The 22,347-nt window shown below is 55.7% G+C and carries 19 protein-coding genes; 4 read left to right on the forward strand and 15 right to left on the reverse strand.

Annotated features, from left to right (window positions below; translation table 11 throughout):
• Window positions 1-30: 30 nt before the first annotated feature.
• The 3 genes from AC4PCC_RS04560 to trxC form a co-directional block, all read right to left on the reverse strand.
• The gene (locus AC4PCC_RS04560) at window positions 31-2,688 is read right to left on the reverse strand and encodes a bifunctional acetate--CoA ligase family protein/GNAT family N-acetyltransferase (RefSeq protein ID WP_492126549.1); all 2,658 of its coding nucleotides are present in this window, start codon (window positions 2,686-2,688) and stop codon (window positions 31-33) included.
• Between the two features lie 255 nt (window positions 2,689-2,943).
• Window positions 2,944-3,615 (reverse strand): tRNA-uridine aminocarboxypropyltransferase, encoded by a 672-nt coding sequence (locus AC4PCC_RS04565; protein WP_492126550.1) that lies wholly within the window; start codon window positions 3,613-3,615, stop codon window positions 2,944-2,946.
• A 155-nt stretch (window positions 3,616-3,770) separates the two neighbouring features.
• Window positions 3,771-4,190: a thioredoxin TrxC gene (gene trxC / locus AC4PCC_RS04570; RefSeq protein ID WP_492126551.1), complete on the reverse strand. Its 420-nt coding sequence runs from the start codon at window positions 4,188-4,190 to the stop codon at window positions 3,771-3,773.
• 256 nt (window positions 4,191-4,446) lie between these two features.
• Here trxC and AC4PCC_RS04575 point away from each other — a divergent pair, with 256 nt between their 5' ends.
• Complete coding sequence (locus AC4PCC_RS04575) at window positions 4,447-5,478, forward strand: tRNA/rRNA methyltransferase (RefSeq protein WP_067709650.1); 1,032 nt, start codon at window positions 4,447-4,449, stop codon at window positions 5,476-5,478.
• A gap of 66 nt (window positions 5,479-5,544) precedes the next feature.
• On the opposite strand, the gene emrB is transcribed toward AC4PCC_RS04575, so the two are convergent.
• The 12 genes from emrB to AC4PCC_RS04635 form a co-directional block, all read right to left on the reverse strand.
• The gene (gene emrB, locus AC4PCC_RS04580; RefSeq protein ID WP_067709648.1) at window positions 5,545-7,083 is read right to left on the reverse strand and encodes a multidrug efflux MFS transporter permease subunit EmrB; all 1,539 of its coding nucleotides are present in this window, start codon (window positions 7,081-7,083) and stop codon (window positions 5,545-5,547) included.
• Window positions 7,084-7,098: 15 nt separating this feature from the next.
• Window positions 7,099-8,271: a multidrug efflux MFS transporter periplasmic adaptor subunit EmrA gene (gene emrA / locus AC4PCC_RS04585; RefSeq protein WP_492126552.1), complete on the reverse strand. Its 1,173-nt coding sequence runs from the start codon at window positions 8,269-8,271 to the stop codon at window positions 7,099-7,101.
• A gap of 164 nt (window positions 8,272-8,435) precedes the next feature.
• Window positions 8,436-8,966, reverse strand: a complete 531-nt coding sequence (mprA, locus tag AC4PCC_RS04590) for a transcriptional repressor MprA (RefSeq protein WP_345828644.1) — start codon at window positions 8,964-8,966, stop codon at window positions 8,436-8,438.
• A gap of 632 nt (window positions 8,967-9,598) precedes the next feature.
• Window positions 9,599-10,783 carry an MFS transporter gene (locus tag AC4PCC_RS04595; RefSeq protein WP_492126553.1) on the reverse strand — a complete coding sequence of 395 codons (1,185 nt, stop codon included), beginning with the start codon at window positions 10,781-10,783 and terminating at the stop codon, window positions 9,599-9,601.
• Window positions 10,784-11,041: 258 nt separating this feature from the next.
• Window positions 11,042-12,037, reverse strand: coding sequence for a glycine betaine/L-proline ABC transporter substrate-binding protein ProX (gene proX / locus AC4PCC_RS04600; RefSeq protein WP_492126554.1), 996 nt, complete (start codon window positions 12,035-12,037; stop codon window positions 11,042-11,044).
• A 74-nt stretch (window positions 12,038-12,111) separates the two neighbouring features.
• Window positions 12,112-13,290, reverse strand: coding sequence for a glycine betaine/L-proline ABC transporter permease ProW (gene proW / locus AC4PCC_RS04605; protein ID WP_492126555.1), 1,179 nt, complete (start codon window positions 13,288-13,290; stop codon window positions 12,112-12,114).
• Entirely contained in the window at window positions 13,283-14,482 is a 1,200-nt protein-coding gene (gene proV, locus AC4PCC_RS04610; RefSeq protein WP_492126556.1) for a glycine betaine/L-proline ABC transporter ATP-binding protein ProV, read from the reverse strand. Before proV ends, proW begins: the two co-directional genes overlap by 8 nt.
• Window positions 14,483-14,877: 395 nt before the next feature.
• The gene (nrdF, locus tag AC4PCC_RS04615) at window positions 14,878-15,837 is read right to left on the reverse strand and encodes a class 1b ribonucleoside-diphosphate reductase subunit beta (RefSeq protein ID WP_492126557.1); all 960 of its coding nucleotides are present in this window, start codon (window positions 15,835-15,837) and stop codon (window positions 14,878-14,880) included.
• 46 nt (window positions 15,838-15,883) lie between these two features.
• The gene (nrdE, locus tag AC4PCC_RS04620; protein WP_492126558.1) at window positions 15,884-18,034 is read right to left on the reverse strand and encodes a class 1b ribonucleoside-diphosphate reductase subunit alpha; all 2,151 of its coding nucleotides are present in this window, start codon (window positions 18,032-18,034) and stop codon (window positions 15,884-15,886) included.
• Window positions 18,007-18,417, reverse strand: a complete 411-nt coding sequence (gene nrdI / locus AC4PCC_RS04625; RefSeq protein ID WP_492126559.1) for a class Ib ribonucleoside-diphosphate reductase assembly flavoprotein NrdI — start codon at window positions 18,415-18,417, stop codon at window positions 18,007-18,009. Before nrdI ends, nrdE begins: the two co-directional genes overlap by 28 nt.
• A gap of 5 nt (window positions 18,418-18,422) precedes the next feature.
• Window positions 18,423-18,665 (reverse strand): glutaredoxin-like protein NrdH, encoded by a 243-nt coding sequence (nrdH, locus tag AC4PCC_RS04630; protein WP_492126560.1) that lies wholly within the window; start codon window positions 18,663-18,665, stop codon window positions 18,423-18,425.
• 305 nt (window positions 18,666-18,970) lie between these two features.
• Complete coding sequence (locus AC4PCC_RS04635; RefSeq protein ID WP_492126561.1) at window positions 18,971-19,297, reverse strand: DUF883 family protein; 327 nt, start codon at window positions 19,295-19,297, stop codon at window positions 18,971-18,973.
• A 160-nt stretch (window positions 19,298-19,457) separates the two neighbouring features.
• Between AC4PCC_RS04635 and AC4PCC_RS04640 the strand changes: the two genes are divergently transcribed.
• The 3 genes from AC4PCC_RS04640 (at window position 19,458) to mmuM (ending at window position 22,292) form a co-directional block, all read left to right on the forward strand.
• On the forward strand, window positions 19,458-19,793 hold the full coding sequence (locus AC4PCC_RS04640; RefSeq protein ID WP_067709622.1) for a DUF2002 family protein: 336 nt from the start codon (window positions 19,458-19,460) through the stop codon (window positions 19,791-19,793).
• A gap of 158 nt (window positions 19,794-19,951) precedes the next feature.
• Window positions 19,952-21,370, forward strand: coding sequence for an S-methylmethionine permease (mmuP, locus tag AC4PCC_RS04645; RefSeq protein WP_492126562.1), 1,419 nt, complete (start codon window positions 19,952-19,954; stop codon window positions 21,368-21,370).
• Entirely contained in the window at window positions 21,357-22,292 is a 936-nt protein-coding gene (mmuM, locus tag AC4PCC_RS04650) for a homocysteine S-methyltransferase (RefSeq protein WP_492126563.1), read from the forward strand. Before mmuP ends, mmuM begins: the two co-directional genes overlap by 14 nt.
• Window positions 22,293-22,347: the final 55 nt, after the last annotated feature.

Genomic DNA, 22,347 nt, shown 5'->3' on the forward strand with positions numbered 1-22,347 from the left:
TAGAAGAGGCCATTTTTACGTTTCCGGACGTTATCCGGAAGGCGACATCAGGGCGAGTGACAGGCTGACAATGCCATCCTCAAGCTGGATATTGACGGAAAATCCCAGCTTGCGCGCCAGTGTGATCATGCCCCGGTTGCCCGGCATGGTAATGCCGTTGAGTTGTGATAACCCATGCTCGCGGGTATAAGCGATCATTTTTTCCAGCAGGCGTCGCCCCAGCCCGAGTCCTTTGAGATCGGATCGCACCAGTACGGAAAACTCGGCATCAATATTATCCGCATCTGAAATAGCCCGCGTAACGCCAATGATTTCCTCTTCGCCATTGTGCTGGCGTACGGCGACGATCGCCATTTCCCGATCGTAGTCGATTTGCGTCATGTTCGCCAAATCGTCATGAGTGAACTCATTGATCTCACTAAAGTAGCGGTAGTAGAGATCTTCCTTTGTCACCTGGGAAATAAACCTGCGCAGCAGAGGCTCATCTTCTGGCAGGATCGGGCGGAAAAGACAGGACTGGCCATTTTTCATCTCCACGCGTTCTTCAAGCGCAGATGGATAAGGCCGGATTGTCAGCCGGGCCTCGGGATCGCCGGAAAATTCGGCAAGCTGCATGGTGACATCAAGCAGGGAAAATTCGCTACCCGCGGCCAGCAGCGGATGGATATCAAGTCGGACAATTTCAGGGCAGTCAACTATCAGGTTAGAAACCCGAACCAGCACCTGGCTGATGCCATTAATATCAAGGGGCTGTAGCGCACTACGCCCACGCAGCTTACCGCTCTTGATTGCCTGAGCCACCAGATAACGTGCCAGCGTCATATTCAGCGGCGGCAGCGCCACGACGGCCTGTCTGTCTGCCTGCCACTCAATTCCACCTTCGCCCAGCATAATCAGCGGACCAAAAACGGCATCCTGCCCGACAACAATCCTCAATTCCTGAGCGCCAGCGCGATTTGCCATGCTCTGCACCAGCAGCCCATGGATATTTGCCTGAGGCCAGGCCAGCCTGACGCGATCGAAAATCGCTTCCGCTGCGTGTTGCACCTCGCTGGCCGTACGTAAATAGAGCATTACGCCCTGGATGTCGGATTTATGTGGAATATCGGGGGAGCGCAGCTTAAGGGCCACCGGATAACCGATCTGCCCGGCAATATGCACGGCCTCTGCGCTATCGCTGGCAATCCAGGTCGGCAGCGTACTCAGACCATAAGCCCGAAGGATAGGCTGCACTTCATGCGTGTCCAGCGTCGAAGCCCCTTCATCCAGTGCCTGACGTATAAGACGATGTGCATCCGCCGTATTCGCCGTCAGACCGACCGGCAGGGAGGGCGTTTCGCGCAGCTGTTTCTGATTACGGCGGTACTCCACCATATGCATAAAGGCCGTTATGGTTCCTTCAGGCGTACGGTAGGTGGGGATACCGGCATCGTTAAATAACCTGCGCGCTTCCAGGGAAGAAAACTCCCCGCTCCAGTTGGTCAGGAGCGAAACCTGCCGGGCTCGGGGGTGTTTTCCGATCGCATCGATCAGCAGTTGGGCCGTAAGCGTAGCGGGAGCGACCGCGCTGGGAGCATGGATAATCATCAGCGCATCAATTTCCTGACAGCCCAGCAGTCGGGTCACGGCCTGTACATAGCGCGCGGGTGTCGCATCATCCTTAAGATCCAGTGGATTGCCCGGAATAACGTCATCCGATAACAGCGTTTTCAGGTCAGCCAGCAATTCATCATTAAGAATGGCCAGCTTACCGTTACGCGCATCCAGTTCGTCAAGGGCCAGTGCAGCAGGGGCAGCACCATTACTGACGATCATCAGCCGTTCACCGCGCAGGGGACGCATATGGCTCAGAGTCTCCACCGCAGAGAACAGCTCGTGGGTGTCATGCACCCGCAGCATACCTGCGCGCTGGATCGCCGCATCCCAGGCGGCATCCAGCCCGCCATAGGTTTTGAGCAGCCTCTGTGCCTGCTGGCTGCGGCCGCTTTTAATCACCAGAATAGGCTTGTTACGTGAGGCGCTACGGGCAGCAGAGACGAAGCGGCGCGCATCGCTAAGGTGCTCAAGATAGAGCAGGATCGCACTGGTCTTGCCGTCACGCGCCAGGAAATCGAGCAGATCGTCAGCATCGATATCCAGGCTGTCGCCCAGTGAAATAAACCAGGAAAAGCCCAGCTGACGCTGCTGTGCCCAGTCGAGAATGGTATTTGAAACGGCAGCGGACTGGGAGATAAAGGCCAGCTTGCCCTGGGCGATGGGAACAGGCGAGAAGCTGGCATTTAGCCCCTGCCAGGGGGCCAGCAGACCAAGACTGTTGGGGCCGAGCAGACGAATTTGCCACTGGCTGGCGCAGCTTTTTAGCGCATCGCGCTGGCTAGCGGGGGCAGAGAGAATGATACAGGCTTTGCAGCCTCGCTTACCCAGCGCTTCCAGAAGCTCAAGATTACGACTGGCATGTGTACAGATAACCGCGAGATCGGGTGAAAGTGGCAGGCTGGCGACATCCCGGCACGCCAGCACGCCGCATACCGCCTGATATTTTGGCGTAACGGGCAGAATGGGGCCGCTGAAGCCACCCGCCAGCAGGTTGCGCATCATCAGGTATCCGGCACGGTCCGGGCGAACAGAGGCCCCAATAACGGCGATCGAACGGGGTCGCAATAGCGCTTCTAATCCACGTTGGCTCATTTCCTGCTCCCTTTGGCTGGACTCGCCTGATTCTAACGCGTTCTGGCTGGGATAACCTCGATGAGGTGCAGATTATTGATCGCGGGCACTTGCGGGAAGAGAGACGTTCCTCTTTACATCAGAGATAGCGTTGGTAGGGCGGACAGGCTCGCTTAATCGCTGTTCCACATAGCACAACCGTGATGCGTAATGTTGTGCTGCCGATTATCAGCGCCGCTATCCTGCTGGAGGGGCCGGCCAAATCCGGGGAGCGGTTTAGCGTGGCGCGTGAGGCTTACCGGCAAGATAGCGCTGGCGAAAAAGGCCAAAATGCCGGGATAGTGCGGTTCCGGCGGTACCATCCCCCGCCTGCATCAGCAGCTCGGCCGCGACTTCTGCCGTACAGTGCTGCCCCTGAGCGTGGATGCCACGTAGCTGATAATTGGAGGGGGTGGTTAGCGTCAGCGACATCACGGGAAAGCCATCCAGCCAGGGGCTTTTACGGAACATCTTTCGGGCCTCCGGCCAGGTGCCATCAAGCATAATAAACAGCGGTGGCTTACCGCTTTGTGGCGGGACGTCGATAACGGCCCTGCCTGGATCGGCATAGGAGGCGGGGAACACCACCATGGGCTGCACCTGAGGGTTTTTCACCGCAGCTAACAGGGCGGGATCCGGTTCGGTGCGTGACCAGCCAAACGCCAGGGTTTCCGGCAGAATATCGGCGATCAGCCTGCCCGTATTGCTGGGTTTCATCGGTTCCGTATCAAACATAACCAGGCAGAAGCGGCTCCGGGCCTGTTGGGGGTGAAGCTGGTCGCACAGACAGTTTTTAACGGGCAGGAGACAGCGCTGACAGCGAGGTATTCGATTACCGCGCGCTAAAAAGGGCCGTGTTGATCGGGCCAGACGTTCGGCGCGAAGAGTAAGGACTGCGTTTTCAGTCATAGCGGCTTATCAGGTGAAGAAACCCTTTCAGGCAAAGAAGTCATTCTACCGAAAAGGGCGGATAAGCAGTAGTGGCCATACCGTGAGGGCCACTACTGACCGGATCTTGCCCACGTTTGATCCGCGACAGGTTGGTAAGCGCTTACAAGGGACCTTTACAGATTCTCGTTCAGCCACTCATTAAAGGGGGCTTTAGGCATGGCTCCGCTAAGCATATCGACCATCTTGCCTTGTTTGAAAATCATAATGGTAGGGATGCTGCGTATACGAAAGCGCGCGCTGAGTTCTGGGTCTGCTTCGGTATTCACTTTAATAAAGCGAATTTCGCCGCTGCGCTCTTCCGCCACGTCTTTGTAGACTGGCGCGAAATTGACACAGGGACCACACCAGGGTGCCCAGAAGTCGACAACCACAGGAAGATCGTCCTGCAAATATTTATCGAGGGTGGCAGTGGTTGCCGCGATAACCTCCCCGTTGAACAAGGTATTCCCGCAGCGTCCGCATTTCGCACCGTCGGCCGTGCGTTCTTGTGGAACGCGATTCGTTGCCTGGCATGATGCACAAACCGTATTCATGTATTCACCTCGGTGCTAATAGGGGTAAGCGTTCACTTACTATATTCGTTATGAAGCCAGCAACAATTATGGTTCGGCCAGGGTTAAGCCACAAAGAGATTTGTTCAATGGGTATAATAGGCAATATCTGCCTGATGCTTTCAGAACCGGCCAAAGCCGGAAAAAGGCGCATTCGCCCTTTGTGGCGGAAGTTAATAGCTAAGCGCCGCCACATCAGGTAATCTGCGCGCTTCGCGCTCAGCCAGGTGGAGGGAAAATGAACGACGAATTTAAAGGTAAAAGCGGAAAAGTCAAAGTGATGTATGTCCGTGGTGATGACGAGAGCAACAAAGGCGGGAAAAATCCCCGCACAGGTAAAGGTGGACCTCGTCAGGATGACAGCCGTCGTCCTTCACGTAACGCAGACAGCAAACCGCGTGGCGGGCGCGATCGCGACGCACTTCCGAGTGATTCGCCGTGGCGCACGGTTTCTCGCGCACCGTCTGCAACCGAAGAGGCGCGCCCGGATCACGGCGGCATCAGCGGTAAAAGCTATATCGACCCGGAACAGATCCGGCGTCAGCGTATGGAAGAGACGCGCGTATATGGCGAAAACGCCTGTCAGGCCCTGTTTCAAAGCCGTCCGGACTGTATTGTCCGCGCATGGTTTGTGCAGAGCGTCACGCCTCGCTTCCGCGATGCGCTGAAGTGGATGGCGGCCAACCGTAAGGCCTATCACGTGGTCGAGGAAGACGAGCTGGTTAAGGCTTCCGGAACTGAGCATCACGGTGGCGTCTGCTTCCTGATTAAAAAGCGTATGGGCATGCCCGTCAGCGAGTGGCTGTCAAACGCGGGTGAAAAGGATTGTGTGCTGGCGCTGGAAGATATCGGCAACCCGCACAACCTGGGCGGCATGATGCGCAGCTGCGCGCACTTCGGTGCGAAAGGGCTGCTGGTAGATGATGCTTCGCTGCTGGAATCGGGCGCCGCCGTGCGCACGGCTGAAGGCGGGGCTGAACATATTCAGGCCATTAGCGGTGAAAGTTTTGCCGCCGGATTGAGTGCGTTTCGCAAGGCGGGCTACACCATCGTGACCACGTCCAGCCATAAAGGCACCCCGCTGTCGCAGGCAGAGTTCCCTGCCAAAATGGTGTTGGTGCTGGGGCAGGAGCGCGACGGGCTTTCTGAAAGCACGATGCAGCAGGGGGATCTCAGCGTCTCCATCAGTGGCACCGGAAATGTTGAAAGCCTCAACGTGTCTGTCGCGACCGGTATTCTGCTGGCAGAGTGGTGGCGTCAGAACGCGTAAGACGCCGTGCAAAAAAGAAAACGGGCCTCGCAAGGGCCCGTTTTTTTATGGCTGAAAGCGCAACCTCTAGTGCGCGCCTCCGCCTCCTCCGCTGCCCGCGCCAAAGGGCGGGCGGGCAAACCAGATAAGCACCAGCAGGCCGAGGAAAACGGCCGCTGAGGCCCAGAAAATCTCATTAGCGGAGATAATCAGGCCCTGATTAGTGATTTGCTGCGCAATCCACGCCGACGCCTGCTCATGCGTCATGCCAAGACTTTCCAGCTTGCTGTACATCGCCTGGGAATTGACGTTATACGCATTGACGGACTCGCTGAGATAGCTGTGATGCATTGATTCTCTGTCGGTCCACATGGTGGTGGTGATCGAGGTGCCAATCGAGCCCGCCAGCGTTCGGGTAAAGTTTGACAGGCTGGATGCCGCCGCCAGCCGATCCGGTGCCAGACCGGAAAGGGTAATGGTGGTCAGAGGCATAAAGAAACAGGCTACCGCAAATCCCTGAATAAACTGAGGCCAGGCAGAAGCCCCAAAATTCATCCCCGGTTCAAACGTATAGGCTCGCCAGTAGAAGCAGACGGCATACATGATAAAGCTAAAGGTCACCAGCTTGCGCATATCCAGCCGGTGCGCAAACCTGCCAATAATGGGTGACAAAATAACCGGAATGATCCCAACCGGCGCTGATGCCAGCCCGGCCCATGTCGCCGTATAGCCGTAGACCTCCTGAAGCAGCTGGGGCAGCAGCACGATGGAGCCAAAATAGAGCATATAGGCCAGGCTAATCGACAGGCAGCCAATGGTGAAGTTTCGCGACTTAAACAGCGACAGATCGACAATGGGATGGTCATCGGTCAGCTCCCATACCAGCAGTACCGCCAGTGCGATGACCGCAATTACCGTCAGGACAATAATCTCCTGCGAGCTGAACCAGTCCAGCTCTTTGCCGCGGTCAAGCATCACCTGCAGGCAACCGATACCGACCACGAGCAGGACCAGGCCGACGGTATCTATCGGCCGGATGACCGTTGGCGTCTCGCGATTTCGCAGCGTTTGCAGCGCCAGCATGACCACTACCGCACCGATGGGGACGTTGATAAAGAAAATCCATCCCCAGTGGTAGTTGTCACTGATCCAGCCGCCAAGGATCGGGCCGCATATGGGGGCCACAATCACCGTCATCGCCCAGAGGGACAGGGCAATACTGCGTTTGGCGGGGGGATAGTTACTCAACAGCAAACTTTGCGACAGCGGAATTAACGGACCTGCCACCACGCCCTGGATCACGCGGAAAAAGATCAGCATGGTCAGGCTGTTGGACATCCCGCATAGCCATGAAGCGACAGCAAAGCCTACCGTCGCCCACAGAAACAGCTTCACTTCGCCGACGCGTTTTGCCAGCCAGCCGGTAATGGGAATGGATATCGCATTGGCCACGCCAAATGAGGTAATGACCCAGGTTCCCTGGGAGTTCGATGCCCCCAGGTTCCCGGCGATGGTCGGTATAGCGACGTTAGCAATCGTGGAGTCCAGCACCTGCATAAACGTCGCCAGCGACAGCGCAATCGTCATCAGAACCAGCTGAGCGCCTTCAAGCGGTTTTTGTGCCATTAGCCTCTCGCCCTCTTAACCCGCATTGGCGCGGACGATATCTGCGATCAGCTTATCAACAGGGGCGAGATCCAGCGCCAGCGCATTACTTTCATAGGCGGGCGTTGAGCGTACCCGGGTCGCCAGCACGGCACCGTCGATATTGCTGGTATCCACATTGACCTGGGTGGAAAGGCCGATTCTGAGCGGATGTTTCACCACCTCATGCGGATCCAGCTCTATACGAACCGGCAGGCGCTGAACCACTTTGATCCAGTTGCCGGTGGCATTCTGTGCGGGCAGCAGCGAGAAGGCGCTGCCGGTTCCCATATCCAGGCCAACAACCTTGCCGTGATAGGTTACGTCGCTGCCATAAATGTCACTGATTACGGTAGCTGGCTGCCCAATACGCATATTAGCCAGCTGGGTCTCTTTAAAATTGGCATCGACCCAGAGGTTGCTGGCAGGCACGACGGCCATTAGCGGCGTAGTCGGGGAGATCTGCGAGCCGACCTGCACGCTGCGGCGGGAAACAAAGCCATCAATCGGGCTGATAACGCTGGTGCGTTGCAGATTCAGCCAGGCATCGCGCAGTTCAGCCGCGCTCTGTTTGACCGCGGGCTGATTTTCCAGCGAGGTGTTCAGCACCATGGCCTGGTTCGCATTATATTGCTGCGTGGCAACGTCAAGCTGGGCTTTAGCCGTGGCTACGGCATCGCGCGAGTGTTGTAAATCTTCGCGGCCAATGAGATTAGCTGCCCCGAGAGGCTCCCGGCGCCTAAGATCAGACTGCGCCTGTTCCAGCGCGGTTTTTTGCAGCGCAATGGTGGCCTGATACTGTCTGCCATTGATAATCAGCTGGTGGGTCTGCCGCACGCTGGTGGCCAGCGCAGTCTGTGCCTTTTCAAAAGCCTGTTCGGCATCGGTTCTGTCCAGCGTCAGCAGCACATCGCCCTTTTTAACGTAATCGGTATTGTCGAACCAGACCTTATTCACGCTGCCCGATACCTGGGCCATAATCTGCGCCTGGTTACCTGCAACGTACGCGTCGTCGGTGTCCTGAAAGTGGCGCAGTACCGTTAACCAGTAAACAAGCCAGACCACACCGATTAAAATAAACAGCACGGCCAGGGAAATTAACGCAACTTTGCGCTTTTTCTTCTTATTAGCTGGCTGTGAGGGAGTTTGATTCTCCACATTTACACTCATGGTGTTCTCCACGTTTCCCATGCGAACCGGGCATGCCACCTGTCGGTAGTCATGCCCGGAGTCTAAAATGCCAGCGGCTAAGCGCTGGCACCGATCAAAATTAGCGGGCTAAAATAGCCATTGGCGGCGACACCGTCGTCGCACAATATGCTATTGGGTCAAGCTTAGCGGGAAAGTGCCGTAATGACTTCCTCTTCGTCCATTTGATCCAATCGGGTCAGCAGCTTACGCGTGATGCTTTCCAACTGACTTTTCTCCGGGCCGCTTAGTGCAGACCACAGGAGTTGCAGGCACTGATGCTGCGGTGGCAGTAGCTGGCGCAGAAATTCATGCCCTTTATCGGTCAGATGCAGATGCAGACAACGGCGATCGTGGTCACTTTCGCGACGTTCAATCCAGCCACGTTTCTCCAGTTCGTCTGCAATGCGCGTGGCATTTGTGCGGGATGAACCGAGCGCGGCGCTGAGTTCAGACGGTTGAATGCTGTGGTTTTCCTGTGCATCCAGGGTGATTAATGCCATAAACAGCGTCTCGTTAATCCCCTGAGCTTTCAGCATTTTATTGCGGTTTTCCAGTAACTTACTCTGCATATGCATGCACAGTCTTGTCAGCATTATCTCCTGTAAAGGAAAGTCTTTCTGACGGTTAGCGCGGAAATTAAGCATCTGTTCAATAGGGGCAAACGAACTTTCCATCTGGGGGAACCTCATAAGTTGCAACTGGTATCGTAACGATGGTGATAAATACCTTTTCTCCGGCGATGTGAGATCGGGAACACCATCAATAATTTCCAGGTCACTCCATAACCCAGTGTGCTGAGCAGCATCGAACAGGGATGCCGCAGATGTCAGTTAAGGCTGTACGCCTTACTCCCAAACCCCTCGGGGCGGGCTGAATGGCTCAGAGCATTGGATAACGACTGCTTATCATTTCTTCACCAGGTTAACTGGGGTGAAGATAAAGGTCGCCTCCGACTACGGGCCGATAACCGAGCATATTGCGCGGTTATTAATACGTGTGCCATTCTCGCTTCAGAGAAATAGAGATCGCCTGAGTCTGGTGGCACACTCAGTAACAAGGTTTGCAAATTCAGGTGTGTTCCGACCCACGGCCACTATTCCCGACCACTGTCACACAGGACAGCAATGGGACTGGATTGAGCGAATGCCTTATCCTGTTCAGCGATCGCCGGCGAATTGAGCCTGCTACTTAATAGTTTCACTTGAAAAAATAACTAATCTGAATAAGCAGGCGCTAACAATACCAGAGTGTGTAAGCGCTTAACAGAGCAGTGGGCCTGAAATTTCCTCAATTTACTATTTGCAGGCTAAGGAGTATCCACTTCGTGGTGAGACCCGCGCCACCAGCTCAAAATATTAAGTAAAGTTAATGAAGCGCCCGCCAGGCATACGCCTTTCCATCCGGCATATTGAAACGCACTGGCTGACACCAGCGAGCCTGCCGCACCGCCAATAAAGTAGCTGGTCATGTAGCCTGCCGTCAGGCGGTTACGCGCCTCGGGCATCCGGCTGTAGATGACGCTTTGATTGGTGATATGTACGCCCTGAACCGTCAGATCGAGCAGAATAATCCCCACGATCAGCGCCGCCAGTGAATGACTTCCCAGCGCGGTAAAGGCCCAGGAGATAAGCATGAGGATCAGGCCTGCGGTGGTGGTCAGGCGGGCTTTCCCCTTATCTGCCAGTGAGCCCGCCTGCCGCGCCGCCAGCGCCCCGGCTGCGCCGACCAGCCCCAGTAGCCCAATTTTACCTTCAGAATAGCCATAGGGTGGGGAAGCCAACAGAAAGGCCATTGAAGTCCAGAGGATGCTGAAATTTGCAAAGGCCAGGCAGCCGGTGACGGCGCGGGTTCTCAGGACAGGATTGGTGCGGTACAGAGTGAATATCGATCCGAGCAGTTGCCCATAGTTGAGCGGAACCGACTGTCTGTAGCGCGGGAGACAGCGCCACAGCGCCAGCGCCATCAACGCCATTAGCGCGCTGGCTACCCAGTATACGGTCCGCCAGCCTCCCAGCTGTGCCAGGCCGCCCGCAACGGTCCGAGCCAGCAGGATCCCCAGCAGCAGCCCACTCATAACGGTCCCCACTACTTTGCCGCGTTTGGCCGGTTCCGCCAGCGTCGCCGCCAGCGGTACGAGGATCTGCGCCACCACCGAGAACAGCCCGGTCAGTGCCGTTCCCAGCAGCATAATCGTCAGGCTCGGGGAAAGGGCAGTGATCACCAGGCCGCAGGCTGCCAGCAGGCTCATAATAACGATGAGTCCCCGCCGCTCCAGCATATCGCCCAGGGGCACAAGTAATAACAGCCCGGCGGCATAGCCCAGCTGTGCGGTCGTGACGATAAACCCGGCCTGGTTTACGGAAAGGGCAAAGGTGCGGGCAACGGTTTCCAACAGGGGCTGAACGTAATAGTTGCAGGCAACGGAGAGACCGGTTGCCAGCGACATCAGCGCAACCAGCGGCGTATTCAGGACGGGCTGAGAGGATTTCATTATGATTATCAGACTAATAAAAACAGGTATAACTGAATAGTAGCCTAAAAAATATGTCGCTCACAGAATAAATGACCGGCTCAACGCGGAATAAAGAGCGGGTCAGAAGGGCAAGGCCGGTCGCCAGCGGCGGGAAGTGAGCTTCCCGATAACGGGTAGCAAAGCGTCTCTCCGTGGTTTCTGACAGCACAAGCAGTGAGGGCAGCTTCACGGCTGCCCTCTGTTTACTCTCTGGCGTGCGGTATAACGCCGTTCAGGCTATTTTGCGGCTGCCAGGGCGTCTTTGACCCAGCCGTCAAACTGCGCCTGATGCGCTTTAATCCAGCCGTCAACGTGCGCATTAATATCGGCTTCAGAAGACTGACCCTGATGCATACGGGAGTTCTGAGCGTTGATATCAGCAATCGGCAGCTTCATTTCAGAGAAAAGCTTCGCGGCCGCTGGATTCTTCATCGCCCAGGCTTTATTCGCCACAATATGCATTGTATTAACCGGGAAACCGTAGTTTGCGCCGTTTGGCAGTTTGGTATCCACGTCCTTCTGCTCACCCGGCATAGAGGAGAAAGGCACCTGCAGCCAGACGACATCGCGGCCCGGAACCAGTACGTCACTCACCCAGTACGGCGTCCAGGTATAGTAGAGAACAGGTTTGCCCTCTTTAAAGCGGGTAATGGTATCGGCGATCATCGCTGAATAGTTACCCTGGTTATGTTCAACCGTATTGCTCAGACCGTAAGCCTGTATCTGGTGGTTGATAACCGTTTCACAGCCCCAGCCTGGCGTACAGCCGGTCAGGTCGGCTTTGCCGTTGCCGTTACTGTCAAACAGCTTCGCCAGCTTAGGATCCTTCAGCTGATCGATACGGGTAATATGGTATTTTTCAGCCGTTTTCTTATCAATTAAATAGCCCTGCGCTGCGCCCTGTACAAAGGTCCCGGCGCGGTAGAACTTAGCGTCGCCACCGGCGGCCTTATACATATCGTCGTGCAGCGGCTGCCAGTTCACGGCGGTAAAGGTGCCGTCGCCGGAAGCGATGGAGGTGTAGCCCACGTTGTAATCCACTTCGCTGGGCTGCTCGACGGTATAGCCGAGTTTCTCCAGCGCGCGGCTGACCAGCAGGGTCTGGAAGGTCTCTTCCGTAATGGTGCTCTGTACTGGCTTAACGGTAATGCCTTTGCCCGGTAGCTCAGCGGCTGAGATTTGAGCCGTCGCCAGCGTAGTTAATGCGGCGGCTAACAGTACTGTCTTTCGCATGGTGGATCCTTATTGTTATTACTCTGTCTGAAAAAGCAGGCGGCGCTTCTGAGCGCGCCGCCAAAAGTGAAATGCTAGCGGATAAAGGGTCGGGTAAAGAGTCCCAGGGGACCCGTTGCATACCAGCGGCGGGTACCACGGCTGCGGCTGTCACGTCCCAGCGACTGGGTCAGACGATCCAGAATAATCGCGAGGATCACAATCCCGACGCCGCCCACGGTGGCGAGGCCCATATCCAGACGGCCTATCCCGCGCAGTACCATCTGACCCAGGCCGCCTACGGCGATCATTGAGGCGATGACGACCATCGACAGCGCCAGCATCAGAGTCTGATTCACGCCTGCCATAATGGTTGGCATGGCCAGCGGAAGCTGGACCTTGAACAGCATCTGACGCGGATTAGCCCCAAAGGACTCGGCGGCCTCGATCAGATCCGCAGGCACCTGTTTGATGCCCAGGATGGTCAGGCGGACAATCGGCGGCAGCGCAAAGATAATGGTCACCACCACGCCGGGCACGTTGCCGATGCCAAACAGCATCACAATCGGTACCAGATAGACGAAGGCGGGTGTGGTTTGCATGGCATCCAGCAGTGGACGAATGATCTTCGCCGCTTTTTCACTGCGTGCCAGCCAGATCCCCAGCGGTAGCCCGATGATGATGCAGAACAGCAGGGCCGTCAGCACCAGCGCCAGGGTCACCATCGCCTGCGACCAGGCACCGATCGCCCCGATGGCGATCAGTGAGATCAGGGTCGCAATGCCCATTCCCAGGCTCGAGAGCTGCCAGGCGATCAGGGAAAAAATGATGATCGCCACCGGCGCAGGCATTCCCAGCAGCAGCTGCTGAAAGGCGCTGAGGATATAATCCACCGGTACGCGAATGCCCTGAAATACCGGACGGAAGTGGGTAACCACCCAGTCAATGCCTGAGGTCACCCAGCTATCGAGTGGGATCAGCGTTTTATGGAAGGGATCCAAAATGCTGAAGTGCTCCGCCTGGGGAGCGGGCGCGCTGTTTAGCCAGTCGCCGTTGCCCGCTGCATCGTGGCCGCCGGCGGGCGAGCCCCAGGCGCCACTGGTATCGCCGCCGCCGGGAGCGGCAGTGGAAGCGCTTCCGCCATCTGCCGGTGCGGTGGCCCAGGGATCGCTGCTGGCCGCTGACTGCGAAGCATCGGCTGCGGGTGCCGCGGATGCGTCGGCAGCGGACGTGTTGGAGGCGGTGGCCCAGGGATCGATTGATTGCTTACTCATTGCTGGCTCCCTCGCGGTCTAATGCCTGTAGTAACATGCCTTTCGAGATTATCCCGATATACTGGTTGTCTTCGCCGACAATCGGCACCGCGCAGGGGGCCTGGGCGACGTGAGAGAGCAGGTCGCTCAGCGAGGTATCACCCGGCATCGCGGCAGGATCGGCCAGAATGGCGTGATCCAGGCCTTCACCTGCGGCCAGCGCCGCCTTAAGCGAGTCGGTCGACACCACGCCGATAAACTTCTGTTTTTCCAGCACGTAGCCATATTCGCGATCCTCGTCCTGTAGCAGTTTAATCGCTGAACGCGGACCGAAGCCGGGGGCTTTGCGCATCAGCGCGCTGGCGCTGCGGCGGGCAATATCCTTCGCGCTGAAGACGTGGCTGATATCCACCCCGCGGAAGAAGGTGCGAACGTAATCGTTAGCCGGATTATTGAGGATCTCATCCGGCGTACCGACCTGGACCACTTCACCACCCTGCATAATCGCAATGCGATCGCCAATACGCATGGCCTCATCGAGGTCGTGGGAAATAAAGACGATGGTTCGCTGGTGGCGCGATTGCAGCTTGACCAGCTCATCCTGCATTTCGGTGCGGATAAGGGGATCGAGCGCGGAGAAGGCTTCATCCATCAGCAATATATCGGGATTGATCGCCAGTGCGCGGGCTAATCCCACTCGCTGACGCATCCCACCGGATAATTCATCAGGGTACGCATGGGCATAATTATCCAGGCCCACCTGGCGCAGGGCATCGAGCGCTTTTTCCTGACGTTCCTGCAGGGGAATACCGGCTAATTCCATGCCAAATGCGGCATTATTTAATACCGTCATATGGGGCATTAGCGCGAAGGACTGAAATACCATGCTGATCTTATTTCGTCGTACCTTGCGGAGTTCACTTTCGGATATTTTCGCGATATCGACGCCGTCGATAATTACCTGACCGCGAGTGGGTTCTATCAGACGATTGAGAAGGCGAACCATGGTGGACTTACCGGAGCCGGAGAGCCCCATGATCACGAATATCTCGCCTTCTTCAATGGCCAGACTGGCGTCTTTTACCCCGAGAGAAAGCCCTGTTTTATCCAGAAGGGCTTCTTTGCTTATTCCTTTATCAATATGCTTAAAAGCACGGTCTGGGTTTTCCCCAAAAACTTTATAGAGATTTTTAACTTCGAGTTTAATGGCCATGCATTAATGATTCCCTGGTTAGCGGTTAGTTTCTTATTATTTTCCTGTGTCCTGATAGAATATTAGCGGCCTATACCCTAGCACACTGAGAATCTGAGACAACCCTTGCAAGGGCGTTAGGAAATTATCGCTGAGACCACAATCTCCCGAAAGGCCAGAAGGGGTAAGGGATTGCGGAGAATTGATGGTGGCGAAAAAAAAGCAATATTCCGGCCGTAATTGGCTGTTGGGCGGCAGTGATATTCCCCCTCTGCACATCGGCTGACAGGAAATAATAACCCGGGGAATGATTTGAATTTGGCTTTGGTTTTTTTATTGAACGGGCGATTAATAAAAAATAATACTAACGATCAAAACTAAACGATGACTGATGAGTTCAGCCATCGCAGAGGGAATTAAAAGTCCCAGTCTTCGTCTTCGGTATCCACCGCTTTGCCCATGACGTAGGAAGAACCAGACCCGGAGAAAAAATCATGGTTTTCATCGGCATTCGGCGACAGGGCAGAGAGGATAGCGGGGTCTACGGCGGTTAGTTCGGCGGGGAAAAGCGCCTCATAGCCCAGATTCATCAGTGCCTTGTTGGCGTTGTAGTGCAGGAAGGTTTTAACCTCTTCCGTCCAGCCCACGCCGTCATAAAGTGCTTCGCTGTAGGCTATTTCGTTCTCATAGAGCGCCAGCAGCAGTTCCACGGCAAACTGTTGCAGCTCGTCCTTACGCGCCTGGCTCGCTTTCTCCAGCCCCTTCTGAAATTTATAACCGATGTAATAACCGTGCACGGCTTCATCTTTGATAATCAGGCGGATCAGATCGGCGGTGTTGGTCAGCTTACCCCGGCTGGACCAGTACATCGGCAGATAGAAACCCGAATAAAACAGGAAGGACTCAAGAAACACGCTGGCGATCTTCTTCTTTAGCGGGTCTTCATGATGGTAGTGCGACAGGATAATCTCTGCCTTGCGCTGCAGCGCCGGATTCTCTTCGCTCCAGGCATAGGCCGCATCGACATCGCTGGTGTGGCACAGCGTGGAGAAAATGGAGCTGTAAGAGCGGGCATGCACCGCTTCCATAAAGCTGATGTTAGACATCACGGCTTCTTCATGCGGCGTCAGCGCATCGGCCATCAGCGCCGGAGCGCCGACGGTATTTTGAATGGTATCAAGCAGCGTCAGCCCGGTGAATACCCGAATGGTCAGCTGCTGCTCGGCGGCATTCAGGCTATTCCAGGCAGGAATATCATTCGACAGCGGGACCTTCTCCGGTAGCCAGAAGTTAGAGGTCAGACGATTCCAGACCTCCAGGTCTTTGTCATCCTCGATATGGTTCCAGTTAATGGCATGTACTGATTTTAATTTCATGATGATATCCATACGGAAGGGCGTCATTGCCCATCCCAACGGTAAATTAGAGCGAGCAGGAGACGCAGCCTTCCACTTCGGTTCCCAGCAGGGCCATCTGACGCAGGCGAATGTAGTAAAGCGTCTTGATACCTTTTTTCCAGGCATAGATCTGCGCTTTATTAATATCGCGGGTCGTCGCGGTATCGCGGAAAAACAGCGTCAGCGACAGTCCCTGATCGACATGACGGGTGGCTTCGGCATAGGTATCAATAATCGCCTCGGGGCCGATGTCGTAGGCGTCACGATAAAACGCCTGGTTGTCGTTGTTCATAAACGGCGCCGGATAATAGACCCGCCCCGTTTTCCCCTCTTTGCGGATCTCAATTCGCGACACGATGGGGTGAATACTGGAGGTGGCGTGATTGATATAGGAGATCGAGCCGGTAGGCGGAATAGCCTGCAGGTTCTGGTTATAGATGCCGAATTTCATCACCGCATCGCGCAGTTCCCGCCACGCCTGCTGGTCGGGAAGGGTAATGCCCGCTCGGGCAAACAGCGCGGCCGCCTGTTCGGTTCGCGGTAGCCAGGGCTGATTGATGTACTGATCAAAGTATTCGCCGCTGGCATAGCGCGATTCCTCAAAGCCGGCGAAGCGCTCGCCTCTTTCGCGGGCAATCAGATTAGAGGTGCGCAGCGCGTGCCAGGTGACGGTGTAAAAATAGAGATTGGTGAAGTCCAGCGCGGCCTCGGATCCATACTGAATGCCTTCCCGCGCCAGAAAACCGTGCAGATTCATCTGTCCCAGCCCGATTGCGTGCGACTGCGCATTCCCTTTTTCGATGGAGGGAACGGAGTGGATATGACTCTGATCGGAAACCGCCGTCAATCCACGCACGGCAATTTCCACCGTGCGGGCAAAGTCTGGCGAGTCCATCGCGTGGGCAATATTCAGCGACCCCAGGTTACAGGAGATATCCTTGCCGATATGGCGATAGCTGAGGTCCTCGTTATACCCGGTTGGCGTGTTCACCTGGAGGATCTCCGAGCAAAGATTACTCATATTGATCCGGCCCTTAATCGGGTTAGCGCGATTGACCGTATCTTCAAACATGATATACGGGTAGCCGGACTCAAACTGGATCTCAGCCAGCGTCTGGAAAAACTCACGCGGGCTGATAAAGGTGCGGCGAATACGCTCGTCGGCCAGCATTTCCTCATACTTTTCGCTGATGCTGATGTCGGCAAAGGGCACACCGTAGAGGCGCTCCACGTCGTAGGGGGAGAACAGCGCCATAGGCTGGTTGGTCTTCGCCAGCTGGAACGTAATGTCCGGGATCACCACCCCCAGCGACAGCGTTTTGATGCGTATCTTTTCATCGGCGTTTTCCCGCTTGGTATCGAGAAAGCGCAGAATATCGGGATGATGGGCATGCAGATAAACCGCGCCTGCCCCCTGTCGGGCACCCAGCTGATTGGCGTAAGAGAAGGCATCTTCCAGCATTTTCATCACCGGGATCACCCCGGAGGACTGATTTTCGATACGCTTAATGGGTGCACCCGCTTCGCGCAGGTTAGAGAGCAGAAATGCCACGCCGCCGCCGCGTTTCGAAAGCTGCAGCGCCGAATTAACCGCCCGGCCAATGGATTCCATATTATCTTCAATACGCAGCAGGAAGCAGGAGACCAGCTCGCCGCGCTGCTGTTTGCCGCAATTCAGGAAGGTTGGGGTGGCGGGCTGGAAGCGGCCAGAGAGCATCTCTTCCATCAGCGCCAGCGCCAGGCTTTCATCGCCTTTTGCCAGCGTCAGCGCGACCATGCAGACGCGTTCGGTAAAACCTTCCAGATAGCGTTTACCGTCAAACGTCTTCAGCGTATAGCTGGTGTAAAATTTCCAGGCGCCGAGGAAGGTCTGGAAACGAAAGCGGCGGGCCGTGGCTTTTTCAAACAGCGTACGGACAAATTCAAACGGGTAAGCATTAAGCACGTCCGCTTCATAATAGCCTTCCGCCACCAGATAGCGCAGGCGCTCTTCGACAGACGCAAACTGGACGCTATTGGGCAGGACGTGCTGAATGAAATAGTGCCGAATGGCTTCGCGGTCTTTATCAAACTGGATATGACCGTCGGCATCATAAAGATTCAGCATCGCGTTAAGCGAGTGATAATCCAGCCCGGCAGGCTGAGGGGCTATGCGTGTACTTTCTGTTGTTGCCAAAATGCGGTTACTCCCTGATAAACATTTGCGACGTCGTCGGCGGTGCCCAAAAGCTCGAAGCGATAAAGACAGGGCACGTCGCACTTTTGCGCAATAATGCTGCCGGCAAGGCAGTAGGCCTCTCCGAAGTTACGGTTACCGGCAGCAATCACGCCGCGGATAAGCTGTCGGTTGGGGAGAAGGTTCAGAAACTGAACGACCTGACGCGGCACGGCCCCCCGGCTGGTCCCTCCGCCATAGCTGGGAACCACCAGAATATAGGGCTCATCGACCCGCAGAGATTCTGATCCGTCCAGCGGGATACGTTGTGCGGGCAAACCGGTGCGCATCACGAAGCGGTGCGTGTTTTCTGACTGGCTGGAAAAATAAACCAGCGCGGACATACGCGTCAGGCTCCGACGGCGGCGGATTGCCTGAGTGCTAAAATCTTGTCAGGACGAAAGCCGCTCCAGTGATCCTGCTCAGCCATAACTACCGGCACCTGGCGGTAACCCATCGCCTTCAGGGTTTCAACGGCAGCGGGTTCATGATCAAGGTTAACCAGCTGATAAGGGATACCCTGCTTATCCATCGCGTTTTTCGTTGCGTTGCACTGGACACAGTTGTTTTTTGTGTAAATAATAATGCGCATGATTCGTATTTACCTTATGGTCACTTTGACGCCTCGCCAGATGCAGTTTTAATGCGCGACTGCGCCGCCGCTTCGCCATATGTAGTGTTGTAGTTGATGTTTGAATACTAGATATAGTGCCTGGCTATTGCAACCACACAAATTGTAAATTCCCGGATGGTGAGTCAAAAAAGGCGGCGGAAGCGGCTATGAAGCCTTGCTGAGACGGGTTTTATGGCGGATAAAAAAAATCCCCGCAGCAGGCGCTGCGAGGATCGGGATGATAACTAAGCGTGGTGAGACGTAATTTGGATGATAACGCGGTGTTAGTTACGTGAGGTGGTGGTCGTCGCGATAAGCGCGCCGACGAAAATACCTAATGCAGCACCAATGCCCACGCCGTGCCAGGGCTTATCACGGACGTAAGTGTCAACCTGATCGCCTGCGTCTTTCGCCGCCTGGGTAACGCGATTCCCACCGTTGGCTTTGGCGCGCGTTTCTTTTAACAGTTTCTCAGCGCGGGAGCGGGCACCATCAACTTCATCTTTCGCTTTGCTGCCGTAGGACTTCAGCAGATCGTCAAGGGTGTCAGCCAGCTGTGTGACGTCCTGATTGATATCAATGTCTTCGTTTTTAGTCTTCCGATTAAACATTATTCTCTCCCCTGCAAATGAAATGTAATATTAACTATAGACTATCCTTAGAGTTTTTAGTGACCTTCACCGTGAAATTACGGCTTTATGGATTATTCCGAATGCCCTGCGCGCCGACGCTGTGTAAGGTTGCACCGTTTGCTGGTTTAGAGGAATAAGCATGTATTTACGCCCTGATGAAGTTGCCCGCGTGCTGGAAAAAGCCGGATTTGAAGTGGATGCGGTGACGACCAAAGCTTACGGTTATCGCCGAGGCGATAATTATGTCTATGTTAACCGCGAAGCCAGGATGGGGCGGACGGCGCTGGTGATCCATCCAACCTTAAAGGAAAAAAGCCACGGCATTGCGCCACCGGCATCCGATATGAAGACCTGCGATCAGTACGTGCAGTTCCCCATGTATCTGGCTGGCGACAGTCAGGACCACTACGGCATTCCCCATGGCTTTAGCTCCCGCGCCGCCCTTGAGCGCTACCTTGAACAGCTGTTTGGCTAAATAAACTGCCGTTTCCTCTCTCAGCGTCTGTCGGAAAGGGCAGCGCTGACCCCGTATCACGCCCGCTCTCCTCACACTTTGTAACGTTGCTTTCGCCTGCCGGAATCGGTATAACGCTTGGATTGTGGAAGTTTAGACGTCTATACGGATAACGCGAAATGCAGCAAGCTGAAGAGGAAAATGCGCAAAAATTTAAGCGCAGCATGAAAACCCGCCATCTGGTGATGCTGTCACTGGGCGGTGTCATTGGTACCGGTCTGTTTTTCAATACGGGGTACATCATCTCTACCACCGGCGCAGCAGGCACCCTGCTGGCGTATATCATCGGTGCGCTGGTGGTATGGCTGGTCATGCTCAGCCTGGGAGAGCTGTCGGTCGCGATGCCGGAGACGGGGGCGTTTCACGTCTATGCCGCGCGCTATCTCAGTCCGGCTACCGGCTATACCGTAGCGTGGCTCTACTGGCTCACCTGGACCGTTGCGCTGGGCTCCAGCCTGACCGCCGCCGGCTTCTGTATGCAGTACTGGTTCCCCCAGTCGCCGGTCTGGCTCTGGTGCCTGATATTCTGCGTGCTGATTTTTATGCTTAACGTTATCTCATCGCGGTTTTTCGCCGAAGGGGAATTCTGGTTCTCGGTGATTAAGGTCGTCACGATACTGGCCTTTATTATCCTCGGCGCGGGTGCGATGTTTGGCTTTATTCCGCTAAAAGATGGCAGCAGTGCACCGTTCTTTCATAACCTGACCGCCTCAGGCTGGCTGCCCCATGGCGGATTACCGATTCTGATGACCATGGTCGCGGTTAACTTTGCCTTCTCCGGCACCGAGCTGATTGGTATTGCCGCCGGGGAAACCGAGGATCCCGAGCGGGTGCTGCCGCTGGCGATCCGCACAACCGTCGCCAGACTGATTATCTTCTTTATCGGCACCGTACTGATCCTGGCAGCCTTGATCCCAATGGATCAGGCAGGGATTGTCAAAAGCCCGTTTGTGCTGGTTTTTGAAAAGATAGGCATACCCTACGCCGCTGATATATTTAACTTTGTCATTCTGACTGCGATCCTCTCGGCGGCTAACTCCGGGCTGTACGCCTCAGGGCGGATGCTCTGGTCACTCTCTAATCAGCAAACGCTTCCGCGCTGCTTCGCCCGCCTGACCCGGCGTGGCATACCGCTGATTGCCATCTCAGTCAGCATGCTGGGCGGTCTGCTGGCGCTGTTATCCAGCGTCGTGGCACCGGACACGGTCTTTGTGGCGCTCTCTGCCATCTCAGGCTTTGCGGTGGTTGCCGTCTGGCTAAGCATCTGCGCCTCACACTATTTTTTCCGCCGTGCACACCTGCGTGAAGGAAAACCGCTCGCAGCGCTGAAATACCGGGCGCCGTTCTTTCCGATTACCCCAATCCTCGGTTTTTTACTCTGCCTGCTGGCCTGCGTCGGGCTGGCATTCGATCCTGAACAACGCGTTGCGTTATACTTTGGCCTGCCTTTCGTGGCGATCTGCTACGGGGCATATTATTTCACTCAGCTGCTGAAAAAGCGCGAACAGAACAGGGAAACCCATCATGCCGCAGATTGATCACTCTATTGCCGCGCGCGTCGTCGCTGGCCTGATACTGGATGGCGCAATGGCAACCGAACTGGAGGCGCGCGGCTGCGATCTCAGCGATTCGCTGTGGTCTGCAAAGGTGCTGATTGAAAACCCCGAGCTGATTTATCAGGTTCATCACGATTATTTCGCCGCCGGTGCACAGGTGGCGATTACCGCCAGCTATCAGGCCACGCCGCAGGGGTTTGCGAAAAGAGGACTTGATGAACAGGCTTCGCTGGCCCTGATAGCAAAAAGCGTTGATCTGGCCCGACGCGCCAGAACGGACTATCTGGCGACGCAACCTGATGCCGGTACGCTGCTGGTGGCCGGCTCGGTCGGCCCCTGGGGCGCTTTCCTCGCCGATGGTTCGGAATATCGCGGTGACTATTCGCTGCCCGAAGCGGAAATGATGGCATTTCATCGCCCCCGCTTTCGCGCGCTGGTGGACGCTGGCGTGGATATTCTGGCCTGTGAAACGCTGCCCTCCTTCAGTGAAATCAGGGCGCTGGTCGCCCTGCTGGGCGAATTTCCCGGCACGCCCGCGTGGTTTGCCTTTACGCTACGGGACAGCGAGCATCTGAGCGACGGCACGCCGCTGTCTGAGGTCGTGACGTATCTTAACGGCTGTGACCAGGCGCTGGCGGTGGGGATCAACTGCATCGCGCTGGATAAGGTTACCGCTGCGCTGCAAACGCTCTCTTCACTGACCTCAAAGCCGCTGGTGGTCTATCCCAACTCGGGTGAACAGTATGATGCCGTCAGCAAAAGCTGGCACAGCGATGCGTCATCCTGCTCGCTCACGGACAATCTGACGGCCTGGCAGGCCGCCGGGGCGAAACTGATTGGGGGATGCTGCCGCACCACGCCTGCGGATATCGCCGCCATCGCGCAGCGCTATACCGCCCGATAACCCCCTGTAAATTTGCCTTATTACGCCCGTAGCTATCGGGCGTAATGGATGAAAA

Source organism: Erwinia sp. L03-1 (assembly GCF_058686115.1).